The organism is Crossiella sp. NPDC003009, assembly GCF_053591555.1.
Genome location: NZ_JBSFUA010000002.1, coordinates 53679 through 69568 on the forward strand (window position 1 = coordinate 53679; position 15890 = coordinate 69568).

A 15890-nucleotide genomic window follows, 5' to 3' on the forward strand; every position below is an offset into this window, starting at 1 on the left:
GTCGGGAGCCAATGTGAAACAGGTTATAGTTTCTGCGGTGGGTCGTGTTCTGCCAAAAGAAGGAAGTTCTCCGGACCGGGGTAGAACGTGTTCAGCTGAGTGGTAGGACAGTCACGGTGCCGCGGGTGGTGTCCGGGACCAGCAGGCGGCCCGCGCGCTCGTCCAGCAGGAAGTCCGCGGTGCCGCCGCTGCCCAGGCCGGAGAGCAGGAGCTTGGGGTTCTCGCCGTCGCGATCCATCCGCCAGATCGCGCCCTGGTCGTAGCTGGAGACGTAGATGGTGCCGTCCTTCGCCTGCTCGATGCCGTCGGCGGCGCGGAAGCCGGTGGCCAGGACCCGCTGGCGCCCGGTGCGCTGGTTGATCTCGACCAGGTTGCCGTAGAAGAACTCGGCGGCGAGCAGGGTGCCCGGCCGGTTGCCCACGGTGATGCCGTTGTGGATCAGGGCGCGGCGGGAGGGCGCGGAGACCTCGGTCACCTTGCCGGACAAGGTGATCCGGTAGATCCGGGCGCGGGCCGGGATGTCCAGGGCCTGTGGGCTGTCGGTCGGCCAGAGCGCGCCGCCGGGGTCGCGCATCTTCTCCCTGGCGCCCATCTCGGTGACGTAGACGGCCTGGCCGCCGGGCTCGGCGACCGCGTCGTTGAGCGCGGCGACCGGGTGCGGGAAGGCGGCGGCCTCGGCCAGCACCCGCTTGGCGCCGGTGTGGTCGATCAGCTACACCCGGGTGAAGTCGGTGGCGGCCAGGAACTTTCCGGTGAAGGCCAGGCCGCGGGGGTTGTCCAGGCCGGTGACGAAGGTGTCGACCTTGCCGGTGGCGGGGTCGAGGGTGCGGATCTCGCCGTCGTTGGCGCCGGGGGCAGGGGTGCCCTGGACGGAGACGTAGGTGGTGCCGCGCCAGGCTTGGACAGCGCTTTCCGGGCGGGGGCCGATGGGCCAGGTGATGGGGGAGGAGGGGGCGGCGGGCGTCCCCGGCGAGGCGGGCGCGGGCGCGAAAGCAAGGGCGGACGGAATGGCGGCGGCGGGGGTGGGTGAGGGGGCGGTCGGGATGGCGGCGGCAGGGGTGGGTGAGGGGGCGGCCGGGATGGAGGCGGCAGGAGTGGATGAGGGGGCGGCCGGGATGGCGGCGGCAGGGGTGGATGACGGGGCGGCCGGGATGGAGGCGGCGACCGGGACGGGGGCGGGGGTCGAGGTGGCAGCGGCGGCTGGGGCGGCGGTTGCCGGGGTGGCGCTGGCCGCGAGCAGGGCCGCAGCGGCCAGGGTCAGGGTGGCTGTGCGTCTCATGGGCCGCATCCTGTCCTGACTGGTCCAGACCATGCCAGGGCCGGAAGTGCAGTTCCCGGTCGTCAGGAAACGGTCAGGCTACGGTCTGTCGGGCGTCAGGGTGATGGGTTGTCGTGGCAGCCTTGGCAGGTGCCGACGACGGGAAGCGGTGGCGGGGAGATGCGCTTGGACGCGATGGCCGCGACCGCGGGCACCAAGGTGCTCGTGGTCGACGACGAGCCCTACATCACCGAGTTGCTCGCCACCACGCTGCGGCTGGCCGGGTACGAGGTGCTCACCGCGGGCAGTGGGGCCGAGGCGGTGCGGGCGGCGGAGAGCGGCAATCCCGAACTGCTGATCCTGGACATCATGCTGCCCGACACCGACGGGTTCGAGCTGTGCCGCAGGCTGCGGCTGGACCGGCCCCGGCTGCCGGTGGTGTTCCTGACCGCGCGGGACTCCACCGAGGACAAGGTCCGGGGGCTCACCCTCGGTGGCGACGACTACGTGACCAAGCCCTTCAGCGTGGCCGAGGTGCTGGCCAGGGTGCAGGCCGTGCTGCGGCGGACCAGGGGCGGGCAGGAGGAGTCCTCGGCGTTGCGGTGCGGGGACCTGGTGCTGGACGAGGAGGCGCACGAGGTGCACCGGGCGGGGCGGCAGCTGGAGCTCTCGCCGACGGAGTACAAGCTGCTGCGCTACCTGCTGGTCAACGCGGGGCGGGTGGTGTCCAAGGCGCAGATCCTGGACCACGTGTGGCAGTACGACTTCGGCGGGGACGCGGCCGTGGTGGAGAAGTTCATCTCCCGGTTGCGGCAGAAGGTGGACGCCGAGGGGCCGCCGCTGATCAACACCGTCCGCGGCTTCGGCTACACGCTGCGCCCGGCCAAGGGCTGACGCGGTGGCCTGGCGGTTCGCCTCGCTGCGCGGGCGGTTGCTGGCCGGCACCATCCTGCTGGCCAGCGCCGGTGTGGTGGTGGTGGACGCGGCCGCCTACCTCGGGCTCCAGCACTACCTCCAGGTCCGCGTGGACCAGTCGCTGCGGGTGGTGGAGGTGCGGGTCAAACAGGTCAACTCCGACCACCGGGAGCTGACCGCCGAGGCCATCGAGGCGATGCGCGCGCTCAGCCCCAGCGGCAGCTACTTCGCCCTGGTCGACGGCGACGGCCGGGTGATCGAGCAGGTGCCGGTGGCGCGGCCGGGTGGCCGGGAGGAGGCGCCGCCGGACCTCACCGACGAGCAGCGCCGCAGCCCCGGCGGCGAGCCGCACACCGTGCGCAGCAAGGGTGATCCCGAGCTGGAGTACCGCGCGCTGGTCATCGGGTTGAGCCAGCCGCTGAGCACGCCGGACGGCCGTTCGGCGCACACCATCGTGGCCGCCACCTCGCTGCGCCCGGACCACGAGACGCTGGCCGGGCTGGCCGGGTACGGCATCATCGCCACCCTGGCCACCGTCGGCGGTATCGCGCTGCTGTCCCTGTGCGTGCTGTGGGTCGGGCTGAAACCGTTGCGGGACATGGCCGCCAACGCCACCGCCATCGCGGCCGGCGATCACACCAGGCGGATCGGGGTGACCGGCGGCAACACCGAGGTGGACCAGCTCGCGCACGCGGTCAACCTGGCCTTCGACGCCAGGCAGCGCTCCGAGGAACGGCTGCGCAGCTTCGTCGCGGACGCCTCGCACGAGCTGCGCACCCCGCTGACCACCATCCGCGGCTGGGCCGACCTCTACCTCCAGGGCGTGGATGATCCGCAGGTGGTGGAGCTGGCCATGACCCGGATCGAGGACGAGGCCACCCGGATGCACTCGCTGGTGGAGGAGCTGCTGCTGCTGGCCCGCCTCGACCAGGGCCGCCCGCTGCTGGCCGAGCCGGTGGACCTGGCCGCGCTGGCCGCGGACGCGGTGGCCGACGCGCGGGTGGTGGACCCGGAACGCGAGATCAACCTGCTGATCAGCACCATCGACGCGGTGGTGCGCGGGGACGCCAACCGGCTGCGCCAGGTGCTGCGCAACCTGCTCGGCAACGCCCTGCAGCACACCCCGGCCGGGTCGCCGGTGCACGTCTCGGTGCGCGCGGTCGGCGACAAGGGGGTCGGCGTGGTGGTCGCGGACGAAGGACCTGGGCTGTCCCCCGACCAGCTGGGGCGGGTGTTCGAGCGGTTCTACCGGGGCGACTCCTCACGCGGCAGGGGCGGCGCCGGGCTGGGGCTGAGCATCGTGCGGGCGATCAGCGAGGCGCACGGCGGGTCGGTCTGGGTGGACTCGCAGCCGGGGCAGGGCGCGGCGTTCACCGTGGTCATCCCGCGCGGAGAGCACGACGTCAGCAAACTGTCAGGTGACATTCGGTGAACCGGCAGGTGGCACTGGTGACCTGGAGTCGTTCCCACGAGGAGGGCTCCCGCGATGACCGAGACCATGTCCGCCCCGGCCTACCCCACCCAGCGGCAGTGTCCGTTCCACCCGCCCCAGGAGATCGGCGAGGTGCGCGACGGCGATCAGCCGATCAGCCGAGTGACCTTCCCCAGCGGTGACGTCGGCTGGATGGTGACCAGGCACGCCGACATCCGGGCGGTGCTCACCGATCCGCGCTTCACCGTCCGGAACCGCAGGTTCGTCTTCTCGTCCCAGAAGCAGGAGACCCCACCGCCGCGCCGGGGCATGCTGCTGAGCATGGACGCGCCGGAGCACCCGGCCTACCGCAAGCTGTTGACCAGGGAGTTCACCGTCCGCCGGATGCAGCACCTGCGGCCGAGGATCCAGCAGATCGTGGACGAGCACCTGGACGCGATGCAGGCCAAGGGCGGCGTGGTCGACCTGGTGGAGGCGCTGGCGCTGCCGGTGCCCTCGCTGGTGATCTGCGAGCTGATCGGCGTGCCCTACAACGACCGCGAGCACTTCCAGGCGGTCACCGCGGACCTGCTCCGGCTGGAAATCACCTTCGAGCGGCGGCAGGCCGCGGTGGACGAGTTCAACCGCTACCTGGGCGCGCTGGTCAAGACCAAGCGGCTGGACCCCGGCGAGGACCTGCTCTCCGACCTGATCGCCCGCGCCGACGCCGGTGACGAGCTGCTCGACGACGAGGTGCTGGTCAGCTTCGCCTTCCTGCTGCTGGTCGCCGGGCACGAGACCACCGCGAACATGATCGGGCTGAGCACCGCGGTGCTGCTGGAGCACCCGGACCAGCTGGCCCTGCTGCGCGAGCAGCCCGAGCTGGCGGACAAGGCGGTGGAGGAGCTGCTCCGCTACCTGACCATCATCCACCTGGCCCTGCAGCGGACCGCGCTGGAGGACGTGGAGATCGGCGGGCAGCTGATCAAGAAGGGCGAGCTGGTCGCGCTCAGCGTGTCCGCGGCCAACTTCGACCCCGCGCTGCTGGAGGAGGCCGACCGGCTGGACATCACCCGGCAGCCGGTGGCGCACCTGTCCTTCGGCTTCGGCCCGCACCAGTGCCTCGGCCAGCAGCTGGCCAGGATGGAGCTGCGGGTGGTGTTCAGCACGCTGTTCACCCGGTTCCCGACCCTGGAGCTGGCCACGCCGATCTCGGAGGTGCCCTTCCGCACCGACATGGCCATCTACGGCGTGCACAAGCTGCCCGTGCGCTGGTGAGGAGGGTTGCCGCGATGAAGGTGCTGATCGATGTGGACCGCTGCTGCGGCGCGGGGAACTGCGCGTTGGCCGCGCCGGAGGTGTTCGACCAGCGGGAGGAGGACGGCATCGTGACGCTGCTGGACCCGGCTCCCGATGATTCCCAGCGCCCGCTGGTGGATGATGCGGTCAGCCGCTGTCCCGCGGCCGCGATCTCAGTAGTGGAGTAGACACGGTGTTGCGTCAGGTCGTCGTGGTCGGTGCCTCGGCCGCTGGGTTGACCACGGTGGAGGCCCTGCGCAGGGGCGGGTTCGAGGGCAAGGTCACGCTGGTCGGCGCGGAGCCGCACCTGCCGTACGACCGCCCGCCGCTGTCCAAGCAGGTCCTCGCCGGGGACTGGGCGCCGGAGCGCGCCCGGCTGCGGGGTGCGGACCACCTCGACGGCCTGGACGTGGAACTGGTGCTGGGCAACGCCGCCACCGGCCTGGACCTCGCGCAGCGGCGGGTCGAGCTGGCCGACGGCGGCAGGCTGGGCTACGACGGGCTGGTGATCGCCACCGGCGTCACCGCCCGCTCGCTGCCCGGCGCGCAGGAGCTGGCCGGGGTGCACGTGCTGCGCACCCTGGACGACGCCCTGGCGCTGCGGGCCGAACTGCTGGCCGGGCCGAGGGTGGTCGTGGTCGGCGCCGGGCTGATCGGCTGCGAGGTGGCCGCCACCGCGCGCAAGCTCGGCGCCGAGGTGACCATCGTGGAACCGCTGGCCGCGCCGATGGAACGGGTGCTGGGCACCAGGATCGGCGGCATGATCACCCAGGTGCACGCCGACCACGGGGTGCCGGTGCGCACCGGGGTCGGGGTGGCCAGCCTGGCCGGTTCGCTGGGCCGGGTCACCGCGGTGCTGCTCGACGACGGCACCAAGCTGCCTGCCGACGTGGTGGTGCTGGGCATCGGCGCCACCCCCGCGGTGGGCTGGTTGCAGGGCAGCGGACTGGCCGCGGGCGCCGCGGGTGTGGAGTGCGACGCCACCTGCCAGGCCGCGCCAGGGGTGTACGCCGCGGGCGATGTGGCCAGCTGGCTGCACCTGGGCCTTGGCGAGCAGGTCCGGCTGGAGCACCGCACCAACGCCACCGAGCAGGCCCTCGCGGTGGCGAAGAACCTGCTCGCGGGCAACGACGGCGCCGAGCCCTACCAGCCGCTGCCGTACTTCTGGACCGACCAGTACGACCTGAAGATCCAGGGCTTCGGTTTGCCGGGCGCGCAGGACGAGGTCGAGGTGGTCGAGGGCGATCTCGAGTCGCGCAAGTTCGTCGCGCTGTACCGCCGCGCCGGTCGGGTGACCGGCGCGGTCGGCTGGAACAGCGCGCGGGCGATGCGGCCCTACCGCCAGCAGGTGCTGGACGGCATGCGGCCCGCCTGACTCAGAAGATCGGGAAGTTGCGGGCGCGGTCGCTCTGGCTCAGCTGGAGCCGGTCGCCCCAGGAGGAGAGCTGGCTGCCGTCGGAGAACTGCAGGTCCACCCGGAAGTTGAACCGCCAGGTGTCGTTGCCGTTGGGGTCGATGCGCAGGTGCAGGTTGCCGCCCTGCAACAGCTCCCAGCGGCTCGGGTTGTGGATGTACATGCCGAACGGGCCGTTGTCGCTGTGGTCGTCGAAGTCGCCGAAGGCGTTGGCCACCCTGGCCGCGGTGGTGCCGTTGCGGTCGAAGGCGGTCACCGTGATGTGGGTGTCGTGGTCCTTGTCCTCGTCGTTGGTGTGGAAGAAGACGGTGGCCCTGGTCAGGGTGGCGCCCGGCGCGGGCAGCTGACCGCTGAAGGAAGCCGCGTCCAGGGTGATCGACTTGGCCGGGATCGGCGTGGGACTGGCCATCGCGGCCGGCGCCACGACCAGTGCGGCGGCGACGGCGGTCAGCGCGGTCAGCTTGGGCAGGACTCGCATTGGTGTTTCCCCCTTGCTCGGTGTGGGACTTGCCCGCACAGCGAATCCCTGGTCCCGTTCCGGGGGCTTCGGCAGAAGTACGTACTCGTCGCCGCGGGCCCCGGTTCGGCCCCATCGGTTTCCCCCGGGTACGCCCGAACGGGCACTCTGGGATAGAGAAATCTGAGCCAGTGGTGACTGGTACGTCCGCACCAGTACGGTGCTGCGTTGGGGTCACCGGGTCGTGAGCGCCGGGGGGAAGCTGTGCAGGTCCGTTCGCAGCCGGGCAGGACGCAGTTCGTCGGTCGTGCCGCGGAGCTGGCCGAGTTGGTGTCCATTGTGGATGGTCCGCCCGCGCCGGGGTTCCGGTTCGTGCAGATCGCGGGCGAGCCGGGCATCGGCAAGAGCAGGCTGCTCGCCGAGCTGGCCGCGGCCGCCCGGGACAAGGGCCAGGAAGTGCTGGCAGGCCGGGCCAGCGAGTTCGAGAGCGACCGGCCGTTCGGGGTCTTCGCCGACGCGCTGGACGACCACTTCGCCGCGCTCGGCCCCGCCTGGTACGAGCGGCTGGGCGCGGTCGCGGTGGCCCGCTGCGCCGCGGTGTTCCCCGCCTTCGGCGTCGCGGCCGAGGACGTCGGCGACCACCTCGGCGCGGAGCGGCACGTGCTGCACCGCGCGGTGCGGGCCGCGCTGGAGGCGGTGGTCGGCCGGGCCGGGCTGGTGGTCGTGCTGGACGACCTGCACTGGGCCGATGTGGCCTCGCTGGAGCTGCTGGACCACCTGGTGCGCAGGCCGGGCCGGGGCAGGCTGACCTTCGTGGTCGCGCACCGGCCCCGGCAGCTGTCGGTGGCCGGGCACACCGTGCTGGCCCGTGCGATGAGCGACGGCCGCGGACACCGGCTGGAGCTCGGTCCGCTGAGCGAGGAGGCCACCGCCGAGCTGCTCGGGCCGGACACCGGCCGGGCCAGGGCGGCCGGGCTGCACCGGGCCAGCCGGGGCAACCCGTTCTACCTGCAGGCGCTGGCCGCCTCGGCCGACCCCGCGGTCTGGCAGCACAATCCCGCCGAGCTGACCGAGGAGCTGCCCGCGCACGTGCGCGCCGCGCTGCTGTCCGAAGTGGACAGACTGACCCCGGTGACCCGCCTGGTGGTGCGGGCCGCCGCGGTCGCCGGCGAGCCGGTGGACGCCGAGCTGGTCGCGGTCACCGCGGTGCTGCCGGTGGTCCAGGTGCGGGCCGCGCTGGACGAGGCGCTGGCCGCGGACATCTTCCGCGGCGGCACCGGCACCCGCGCGGTGGAGTTCCGGCATCCGCTGCTGCGCCACCTGGTCTACGACGCGGCCCCGCTGAGCTGGCGGGACGGCGCGCACCGCAGGCTGGCCGAGGTGCTGGCCCGGCGCGGCGCGGTGCCCGAGGACCTGGCCCGCCACCTGGAGCTGACCGCCCGGCCCGGCGACACCGCCGCGGTGCGGGTGCTGGTGGAGGCGGCCAACCGGGTCCGCTTCCGGGCCCCGGCCACCGCGGCCCGCTGGCTGGCCGCCGCGCTCGGCATGGTGCCCGCCTCGGCGGTGGAGGACCGGCTCGCCCTGCAACTGGAGCTGGCCTGCACGCTCACCGCGGCCGGGCGCACCGAGGAGGGCGTGGAAGTGTTGCGCCGCCTCATCCGCGGCCGTCCGCCGGGCGGCTCGTCCGCGCACACCAGGGCGGTGGTGCTGTGGTCAACGGTGGAGCGCTGGCTGGGCCGCTTCCAGGCGCTCGCGCCGGTGTTGCGCGCCGAACTGGCCACCATCGACGAGTCCGACCCGGTCACCGCGGCCACCCTGCACCACGAGCTGGCCTACGTCGAGCACGCGCTGGGCAACCAGGAGGTGGCCGAGCAGCACGCCCTCGCGGTCACCCGCACGCCCCCGGTGCCGCAGGTGCGCGGCCTGCGGGCCAGCGCCAGCGGACTGCTGGCCTACAACCGGTTCCGGGCCAGGGACATCCCGGCGGCGGCCGGGCTGCTGGACGAGGCCACCGCGGGGTTCGAGCAGCTGACCGACGACGAGCTGTCCCAGCACCTGCTCGCGGTGGAGCACAGCCACTGGGCCGGGCTGTTCCTCGGCCGCTACCAGGACGCGCTGCGCCTGGCCAAGCGGGTGCTCGCGGTGGCCGGCACCGGGCACCACCTGGCGGTGCTGCGCAGCCAGCTGCGCGCGGCCACCGCGCTGTACATGCTGGGCGAGCTGGCCGAGGCCGAGCAGTTCGCCGAGGAGGCCATCGAGGTGGCCACCCTGGTCGACCAGCCGCTGGAGCTGGCGCTGAGCCTGCTGCTGACCAGCGAGGTGGCGGTGGACCGCGGTGACCTGGACCGGGCGGTGCGGCTGGCCGAGGACGTGGTGGAGATCGCCCGCAAGCACGAGCTGCGCTCCATCGGCCCGGCGGTGTTCCAGCTGGCCGAGGCCCGCCGGGTCGCGGGCAGGCCGGTGGACCTGGTCGCCGACTTCCCCGAGCTGGGCTACGACCACCCGTCGCGGCGGGTGTGGGAGCTGCCGAGCTTCCAGCTGGAGCAGCTGATCGCGCACGCGGTGGCCCTGGGCGAGTTCGACTACGCCGAGCAGGCGCTGGCGCACTGCCGGATGCTGGCGCACGAGCTGGTCCGCGGCTCCATCGGCCACGCCAAGCTGTCCGAGGCCCTGTTGTCGCTGGGCCGCAAGGATGTCGCCGCGGCCGCCGAGCTCGCCCGCGCGGCCATGGCCGCCTTCGCCGCGGACGGCATGCCGCTCAACGTGGGCAAGGCCCAGCTCACCCTGGGCTCCGCGCTGGCCGAGCTGGGGGAGCGGGCCCAGGCGCTGGCCGAGCTGGACCGGGCGATTGTGCTGTTCACCGAGTGCGGCGCGCACCGCTGGGTCGAGCAAGCCGTGAAGCTGCAACGCAAACAGGGCCGCCGGGTGGCCAAGTCCGCGCCGAGGGTCTCGCCGGGCGAGCTGACCGTGCGGGAGACCGAGATCGCCGAGCTGGTCAGCCAGGGCTTGTCCAACAAGGCCATCGCGGAACGCCTGGTGCTCAGCGAGCGCACGGTGACCACGCACGTGTCCAACATCCTGGCCAAGACCGGGCTGCCCTCGCGCACCGCGTTGGCGGCGCAGGTGCTGCGCGCCGCCAACGAGGAGTGAGCGGGGGTCAGGCCATCCGGATGCCCACCACGTAGGCATGCAGGGTGGCCGAGGAGTTGTGCAGGTGGTCTTTGGCGCTGGCCCGGAAGCCGCGGGAGCCGTTGGCGGTGGGCTCCAGCTGCCACAGCAGGTTGCCCTCGCCCTGCCACTTGACCTCGGCGCCGCCGCCGGTCATCACGTAGCCGTCCGGCACGTTGGCGGTCGCACTCGGGTGCCCGGTGAAGGCGGACCCGACGGGCGGTGGGATGTGCTGCAGCACCTGCCCGACCCGCAGGTGCCGCCTGAGGTAGACGCCCCAGGAGTAGAGGTTGGCCGGGTCACCGGCGATGTGGTCCTTCGAGCGGGACTTCCACGAATGGCCGGTGGCGGGGAAGGAGGCGGTCGCCATGTTGCCCGCACCGTGGTAGTCCGCCCGGAAGCCGCCGCCGAGCAGCACCCAGCTCTCCGACCCCGGGCTACCGGCCTCCGCCTCCGGGTGCGACATCACGCCACTTTGGTCCTCTTGCAGCTTGAGGTTGCTCCGCAGCTCGTTGGCGGACATGCCCGCGATCTTCATCCCGATCACGTAGGTGGTCAGCCGGTGCGGGCTGCCCTGGAGGTGGTCCTTGGAGCTCGCCTGCCAACCGGCGAAGTGGCCGAACAGCTGTGAGGCGGTGAGCAAGGAGCCGTAACCCTGGTTCGAGGCCGTCGCACCGCCGCCGACGGCGACCATGTCCCCGTCTCGCGGGGTCACCACGTGGTCGCGGATGACGTGGCCAACTTCGCTCGTCCGGCTGTACACGGTCACGGTGATCCGGCCGGTGGCGTCGGTGTAGGAGTTGATCGGATAGCCCGCGTTGGGATCGGTGGTGCCACCGGCGGTGGCGGTGATCTGGCCACCAGCGGCCAGCAGGCTGACCGCGGCCAGCGCGGTCAGCAGGACTCTGTTCGACTTTCGCAAGGGAACGCCCTTCCTCGGGATCGGTGCCGGGCAAGACAATCCGGTTCACCCGGTCACCACCTCGTAGGAACTGCGTATGGCCATAGGTCTGCCCTAAAGGACTCGCGGCCCCGGTGTGTCCACTCGCTACGGTGGAGGTGAGGGGGAGTCATGTCTTGGGTAGGACGCTCCGGCGAGCTGGCCGAGCTGGCGGCATTCCTTGACGCACCACGGGATCGGGCGCTGCGCATCGCGCAGGTCACCGGAGATCCGGGGATCGGCAAGACCGCGCTGGTCGACCGGGCGCTGGCGGCGCGGCCGGATGTCCTGTGCGGCACCTCGCTGCGGGCGGCGCTGGCCGCGGACCGGCGACCGCTGGTGCTGCTGGATGATCTGCACCGGGCCGATGCGGAGACGCTCGCGCTGCTCGGCAGGCTGGTGCGCTGTCCGGACCGGGCCTGGCTGAGCATCGTGGCCTGCTACCGGCCCCGGCAGCTGAGCCCGGCCGTGCGCGCGGTACTGGACCAGGCGAACGGGCCGCGGATCGAGCTGGGGCCGTTGTCCCAGCGGGACACCACGGAGCTGCTCGGCCCGTCGATCGGCCCGCGCCGGTTGGCCGAGCTGCACGCGGCAAGCGGCGGGAACCCTTGTCACCTATTGGCATTGGCCGCCGAACCGGCGGCGAGCACGGTGGCCGCACTACTGTCCGAAGTAGACGAGCTCGGCGAGGCCGGCGCACTGGTGCTGCGCGCGGCCGCGGTGGTCGGCGAGCGGATCACCGCCGACCTGGTGGCCCCGGCCAGTGGCCTCGCGGAGGCGCTGGTGCGGCAGGGACTGGACGACGCGCTGGCCGCGGACCTGTTGCGGGCCAACGACGACGGGCCGCTGCTGGAGTTCCGGCACCCGGTGGTGCGGGGGATCGTCTACCGCGCCACCCCGCACAGCTGGCGGCTGGCGGCGCACTGCCGGATCGCCGGGGCGCTGCTCGCCCAGGGCGCCGCCGCCCCGGACCGGGCCCGGCACCTGGAGTTTTCGGCCCGGCCAGGGGACCGGCCCGCGGCCGAGGTGCTGGTGCGGGCCGCGCGCGAGATGCGGCTGCGGGCACCGGCCACCGCGGCCCGCTGGCTGACCGCCGCGCAGCGGCTGTGCCCGGAGCTGGACGAGCGGCTGGAACTGGCCGACGTGCTCATCGCGGCCGGTCAGGCCGAGGCGGGCATGGCGCTGTTCCAGGAGGTGATGGGCGCGGCCGACCACACCGCGGCCCGGACCTTGGTGCGGTACTCGACGGTGGAGCGGATGTTCGGCCGCAACCTGACCGCGCGGGCGCTGCTGCGCAGGGCGCTGGCCAGCTGGCCGGACGGCGACCCGGTGAACCTGGCCGCGGTGCGCTGCGAACTGGCCTACGCCATGCACAACACCGGCGACCGGCGGGAGGCGGTCCGGCTGGCCGGGCAGGTGATCGGCACCCCGCTGCCCCGCGATGCCTCGCTGATCCACGCGGCCTGCCACGCGCTGCTGGCCTATGACCACTGGACCGAGGGCGCGCCCGAGGCGGCGCAGCGGGCAGGCGGCCGGGTGGTCGCGCTGGTGGACGAGGCGACCACCGCGGAGCTGGCCGAGTGGCTGCCGGTGGTGGAGCAGTGCGCGGGGATCATCCTGCACCTGACCCGCTACGCCGAGGCCCGGCGGCAGAGCGTGCGGATACGGGAGGTGGCCAGGGCCACCGGGCAGCGTCTGGTGCTGCTGCGCAGTCACCTGCGCGAGGCCTTCGCCCAGGTGCTCACCGGCGCCTGGACCGAGGCGGTGGCCAACCTGGACGAGGTGGACGAGCTCGCCCCGCACCTGGGCAGGCCGCCGGTGCTGGCCTACGCCATGGTGCTGCGCGGCCACCTGGCCGGGGAACGCGGCGATCCAGCGGCGGCGCTGGAGTTCGCCGAGCAGGCCGTCGAGCTGGCCCCGGCCGGCGACCACCCGTGGTGGGCACAGGTGCGCTGGCAGCTGGCCGAGGCGCGCCGCGCGCTGGAGCTGCCGGTGCCTGCGGACTTCCTGGACGAGGTGCGCGACCGGCTGCCACCGTTCCACCTGGAGCAGCTCGCCGAGAGCGCGGCGCGCCGAGGCGCGATGGTGGAGGCCGCGGACTGGGCCCGCCGCTGCCGGGCGCTGGCCCGCGAACCGGTCGCGGTGGCCTATGCGGACCTGGCCGAGGCGCGGCTGCTGGCGGCCGGTGGCCAGTGGCCGGCGGCGGCCCGGCTGGCCGGGGCGGCGGCCGAGTGCTTCGCCCAGACGCCGCTGCGGCCGAGCCTGGGCCGGGCGCACCTGGTGGCGGGCACGGCGCTGGCCGGGGCCGGGCAGCGCGCGGAGGCGCTGGCCGAACTGGACACCGCCTGTGCGCTGTTCGCCGAGTGCGGGGCGAGCCGGGCGCTGGAACAGGCGGTGCGGGTGCAGCGCGGGCTGGGCAGGCGGGTGTCCAGGGCGGCGGGCCGGGTGGCGCCCGGTGAGCTGACCGCGCGGGAACGGGAGGTGGCCCTGCTGGTCAGCGAGGGCTGCCCGAACCGGGTGATCGCGGCGCGGCTGGCGCTGAGCGAGCGCACGGTGACCACGCACGTGTCCAACATCCTGGCCAAGACCGGCCTGTCCTCGCGCACCGCGCTGGCCGCCCACCTGCTCAGGGGCTGACCGGGTCCTCCGGCCACTTGTGCTTGGGGTACCGCCCGCGCAGCTCGGCCCGGACCTGGGGATAACCGTTGCGCCAGAAGGACTCCAGGTCGCTGGTGACCGCGGCCGGGCGGCCGGCGGGGGAAAGCAGGTGCAGCAGCACCGGCACCCGGCCGTCGGCGATCCGCGGCGTGCTGGTCCAGCCGAAGGCCTGCTGCACCTTCACCGGCAGCACCGGTGTCTCCTCGGTGTAGTCCAGCCGGGCCCGGTTGCCGGAGGGCAGCGCGATCCGCTCCGGGGCCAGCTCGTCCAGCCGGCCGGCCACCGGCCAGGGCAGCAGCCTGCGCAGCGCCTGGCCCGCGTCCACCTTGGCCAGGTCGGCCCGCCGCCGCGCGGTGGCCAGCTCCGGGCCGAGCCAGGTTTCCAGGCCCGCCAGCAGGTTCTCCTCATCCATCGGCGGCCACGGCTCGCCGAAGACCCGGTGCAGGAAGGCCAGCCGCTGCCGCAGCCCGCGCGAGTCGGGCGTCCAGCGCAGCAGCTCAAGCCCTTCCTTGCGCAACCCGTCGATCAACGCGGCCCGCACCGACTCCCGGTCGGGCTCGCGCAACGGCTTGTCCGACAAGGTGATCGCGCCCAGTCGCTCGACCCGTCTGGCCACCACGTCGCCGTCCGCCCAGCCGATCTCGTCCGCAGTGGACAGCAGGTTCGCCCCGGCCCTGCGGGCCAGCGCCTCGTCCGCCACCGCGGCCAGCCGGATCCGCCCGTGCGTGCGGCCCGGCTCCCGGTCGGCCACCGCCACCGCCAGCCACTCCGCCTCACCCAGCCCGTCGGCCGCGCCGCGCAGCTCGACCGCGGTGCCACCGGCCATCAGGTACACCCCGGTCTGCCCGGACCGCTTGCGCGCCAACCGTTCCGGATAGGCCAGCGCGGCGATCAGCGCCGGATCGTCCCGGCCGCCTGGCGAGTCCGGCAGCGAGCGGGCCAGCCGGTCCGCCTCCCGCCGCCACCGGCTCTGCGCCGGTCCGCGCTCATCCCGCAGGCGCCGCAACGAGATGCCCAGATCGGCCGAGGCGGCCAGCGTGTCGTCGTCCAGCACCGCGACCACCTCGGCCGCCCGCCGCGACCCGACCCGCCGCGCGCCGTCCACCAGCGCCCTGGCGAAGCGCGGATGGGTGCCCAGCTCGGCCAGCTCCCGCCCGCGCGGGGTGACCGCGCCCTCGGCGTCCAGCGCGCCAAGGGCGTGCAGCACGGTGCGCCCGGCGGCCAGCGCCCCGGCAGGCGGCGGATCCCACCAGGACAGCGCCGACCCGTCCGGCGTGCCCCAGCAGGCCAGCTCCAGGGCCAGCCTGGTCAGGTCGGCCAGCCGGATCTCCGGCTCGGGATAGCGCGGCAGGGTGGCCTGCTCGTGCTCCGGCCAGCAGCGGTACACCCGCCCCGGCGCCTCCCGCCCGGCCCGTCCGGCCCGCTGCTCGGCCACCGCCGCGGACACCCTGGTGGTCACCAGCCCCGACATGCCCCTGCGGTGGTCCACAGTGGACACCCGGGCCAGTCCGGCGTCCACCACCGCCCGCACCCCCGGCACGGTCAGGCTGGACTCGGCCACCGCGGTGGCCAGCACCACCCGCCGCCGCGCCCCTGGCCGCAGCGCCGCGTCCTGCGCCGCCGAGGGCAGCCTGCCGTGCAGCGGCAGCACATCCGCGTCCAGCCCGGCCAGCGCCGAGGCCACCCGGTTGATCTCGCCCACCCCCGGCAGGAAGGCCAGCACGTCCCCGTCACCCTCGGCCAGCGCCACCCGCACCGCCTGCGCCACGGCCTGTTCGGTCCGCTGTCCGCGCACCGGCGGCAGGTAACGCACCTCGGTCGGGAACGTGCGCGCTTCCACCCGCAGCACCGGCGCGTCACCGAGCAGCGTGGACACCTGCTCGGCGGCCACCGTGGCCGAGGTGGCCAGCAGCCGCAGGTCCTCGCGCAGCCCCGCCCGCGCATCCAGCAGCAGGGCCAGCAGCAGGTCCGCGTCCAGGTGCCGCTCGTGGCACTCGTCCAGCACCACTATGTCCACAGTGGACAGTTCAGGGTCGTTCTGTAGTCGCCGCACCAGCAACCCCGAGGTCACCACCTCGATCCGGGTGCGCGCCGACCGCTTGCGGTCCCCGCGCACCGCGTACCCCACGGTCTCGCCGACCGGCTCACCCAGCAGCTGCGCCATCCGTGCCGCGGCGGCCCGCGCGGCCAGCCGCCTCGGCTCGGCCACCACCACCCGCGCCCCGCCCTCGGCCAGCGCCAGCGGCACCAGCGTGGTCTTCCCGGTGCCGGGCGGCGCGACCAGCACCGCCGCGCCGTGCGCGGTCAGCGTGCGGACGATCTCGGGCAGCGCCGGGCGAACCGGCAGGTCGGGCAGCTCCACGGGGACAC

The 15890-nt window shown here is 73.8% G+C and carries 12 protein-coding genes; 7 read left to right on the forward strand and 5 right to left on the reverse strand.

Going from position 1 to position 15890, the window contains the following annotated elements:
* Positions 1-91: 91 nt before the first annotated feature.
* Together ACWDY5_RS02210 and ACWDY5_RS02215 are read right to left on the reverse strand one after the other, a co-directional pair.
* Positions 92-712, reverse strand: a complete 621-nt coding sequence (locus ACWDY5_RS02210) for an SMP-30/gluconolactonase/LRE family protein (protein WP_449720847.1) — start codon at positions 710-712, stop codon at positions 92-94.
* Positions 713-1279 (reverse strand): hypothetical protein, encoded by a 567-nt coding sequence (locus tag ACWDY5_RS02215; RefSeq protein WP_449720544.1) that lies wholly within the window; start codon positions 1277-1279, stop codon positions 713-715.
* A gap of 159 nt (positions 1280-1438) precedes the next feature.
* Between ACWDY5_RS02215 and ACWDY5_RS02220 the strand changes: the two genes are divergently transcribed.
* The 5 genes from ACWDY5_RS02220 to ACWDY5_RS02240 are packed head-to-tail and all read left to right on the forward strand — an operon-like array spanning position 1439 to position 6258.
* Positions 1439-2152 (forward strand): response regulator transcription factor, encoded by a 714-nt coding sequence (locus ACWDY5_RS02220; protein ID WP_374213110.1) that lies wholly within the window; start codon positions 1439-1441, stop codon positions 2150-2152.
* Positions 2153-2156: 4 nt separating this feature from the next.
* Positions 2157-3605, forward strand: a complete 1449-nt coding sequence (locus ACWDY5_RS02225) for an ATP-binding protein (RefSeq protein ID WP_449720545.1) — start codon at positions 2157-2159, stop codon at positions 3603-3605.
* 54 nt (positions 3606-3659) lie between these two features.
* Entirely contained in the window at positions 3660-4862 is a 1203-nt protein-coding gene (locus tag ACWDY5_RS02230) for a cytochrome P450 (RefSeq protein ID WP_449720546.1), read from the forward strand.
* 14 nt (positions 4863-4876) lie between these two features.
* Complete coding sequence (locus ACWDY5_RS02235; protein WP_449720547.1) at positions 4877-5071, forward strand: ferredoxin; 195 nt, start codon at positions 4877-4879, stop codon at positions 5069-5071.
* 5 nt (positions 5072-5076) lie between these two features.
* Positions 5077-6258, forward strand: a complete 1182-nt coding sequence (locus ACWDY5_RS02240) for an NAD(P)/FAD-dependent oxidoreductase (protein WP_449720548.1) — start codon at positions 5077-5079, stop codon at positions 6256-6258.
* Position 6259: 1 nt separating this feature from the next.
* Here ACWDY5_RS02240 and ACWDY5_RS02245 read toward each other — a convergent pair whose 3' ends face one another.
* Positions 6260-6775, reverse strand: coding sequence for a hypothetical protein (locus ACWDY5_RS02245; RefSeq protein ID WP_449720549.1), 516 nt, complete (start codon positions 6773-6775; stop codon positions 6260-6262).
* A gap of 243 nt (positions 6776-7018) precedes the next feature.
* Here ACWDY5_RS02245 and ACWDY5_RS02250 point away from each other — a divergent pair, with 243 nt between their 5' ends.
* Positions 7019-9904: an AAA family ATPase gene (locus ACWDY5_RS02250; protein WP_449720550.1), complete on the forward strand. Its 2886-nt coding sequence runs from the start codon at positions 7019-7021 to the stop codon at positions 9902-9904.
* 7 nt (positions 9905-9911) lie between these two features.
* Here ACWDY5_RS02250 and ACWDY5_RS02255 read toward each other — a convergent pair whose 3' ends face one another.
* Positions 9912-10844, reverse strand: a complete 933-nt coding sequence (locus ACWDY5_RS02255; protein WP_449720551.1) for a hypothetical protein — start codon at positions 10842-10844, stop codon at positions 9912-9914.
* A 150-nt stretch (positions 10845-10994) separates the two neighbouring features.
* Between ACWDY5_RS02255 and ACWDY5_RS02260 the strand changes: the two genes are divergently transcribed.
* A complete protein-coding gene (locus ACWDY5_RS02260) occupies positions 10995-13499 on the forward strand; it encodes a LuxR C-terminal-related transcriptional regulator (RefSeq protein ID WP_449720552.1) in 2505 nt (834 codons plus the stop codon).
* Here the strand turns inward: ACWDY5_RS02260 and hrpB are convergent.
* The gene (hrpB, locus tag ACWDY5_RS02265) at positions 13489-15882 is read right to left on the reverse strand and encodes an ATP-dependent helicase HrpB (protein WP_449720553.1); all 2394 of its coding nucleotides are present in this window, start codon (positions 15880-15882) and stop codon (positions 13489-13491) included. The two genes, ACWDY5_RS02260 and hrpB, sit on opposite strands and share 11 nt — an antisense overlap.
* Positions 15883-15890 lie beyond the last annotated feature (8 nt).

What these genes read in the sequence shown, in the direction of transcription:
- ACWDY5_RS02215 (WP_449720544.1), bottom strand. Translation starts at nt 1,279, where the DNA reads ATGAGACGCACAGCCACCCTGACCCTGGCCGCTGCGGCCCTGCTCGCG.
- ACWDY5_RS02220 (WP_374213110.1), top strand. Translation starts at nt 1,439, where the DNA reads ATGCGCTTGGACGCGATGGCCGCGACCGCGGGCACCAAGGTGCTCGTG.
- ACWDY5_RS02230 (WP_449720546.1), top strand. Translation starts at nt 3,660, where the DNA reads ATGACCGAGACCATGTCCGCCCCGGCCTACCCCACCCAGCGGCAGTGT.
- ACWDY5_RS02235 (WP_449720547.1), top strand. Translation starts at nt 4,877, where the DNA reads ATGAAGGTGCTGATCGATGTGGACCGCTGCTGCGGCGCGGGGAACTGC.
- ACWDY5_RS02245 (WP_449720549.1), bottom strand. Translation starts at nt 6,775, where the DNA reads ATGCGAGTCCTGCCCAAGCTGACCGCGCTGACCGCCGTCGCCGCCGCA.
- ACWDY5_RS02260 (WP_449720552.1), top strand. Translation starts at nt 10,995, where the DNA reads ATGTCTTGGGTAGGACGCTCCGGCGAGCTGGCCGAGCTGGCGGCATTC.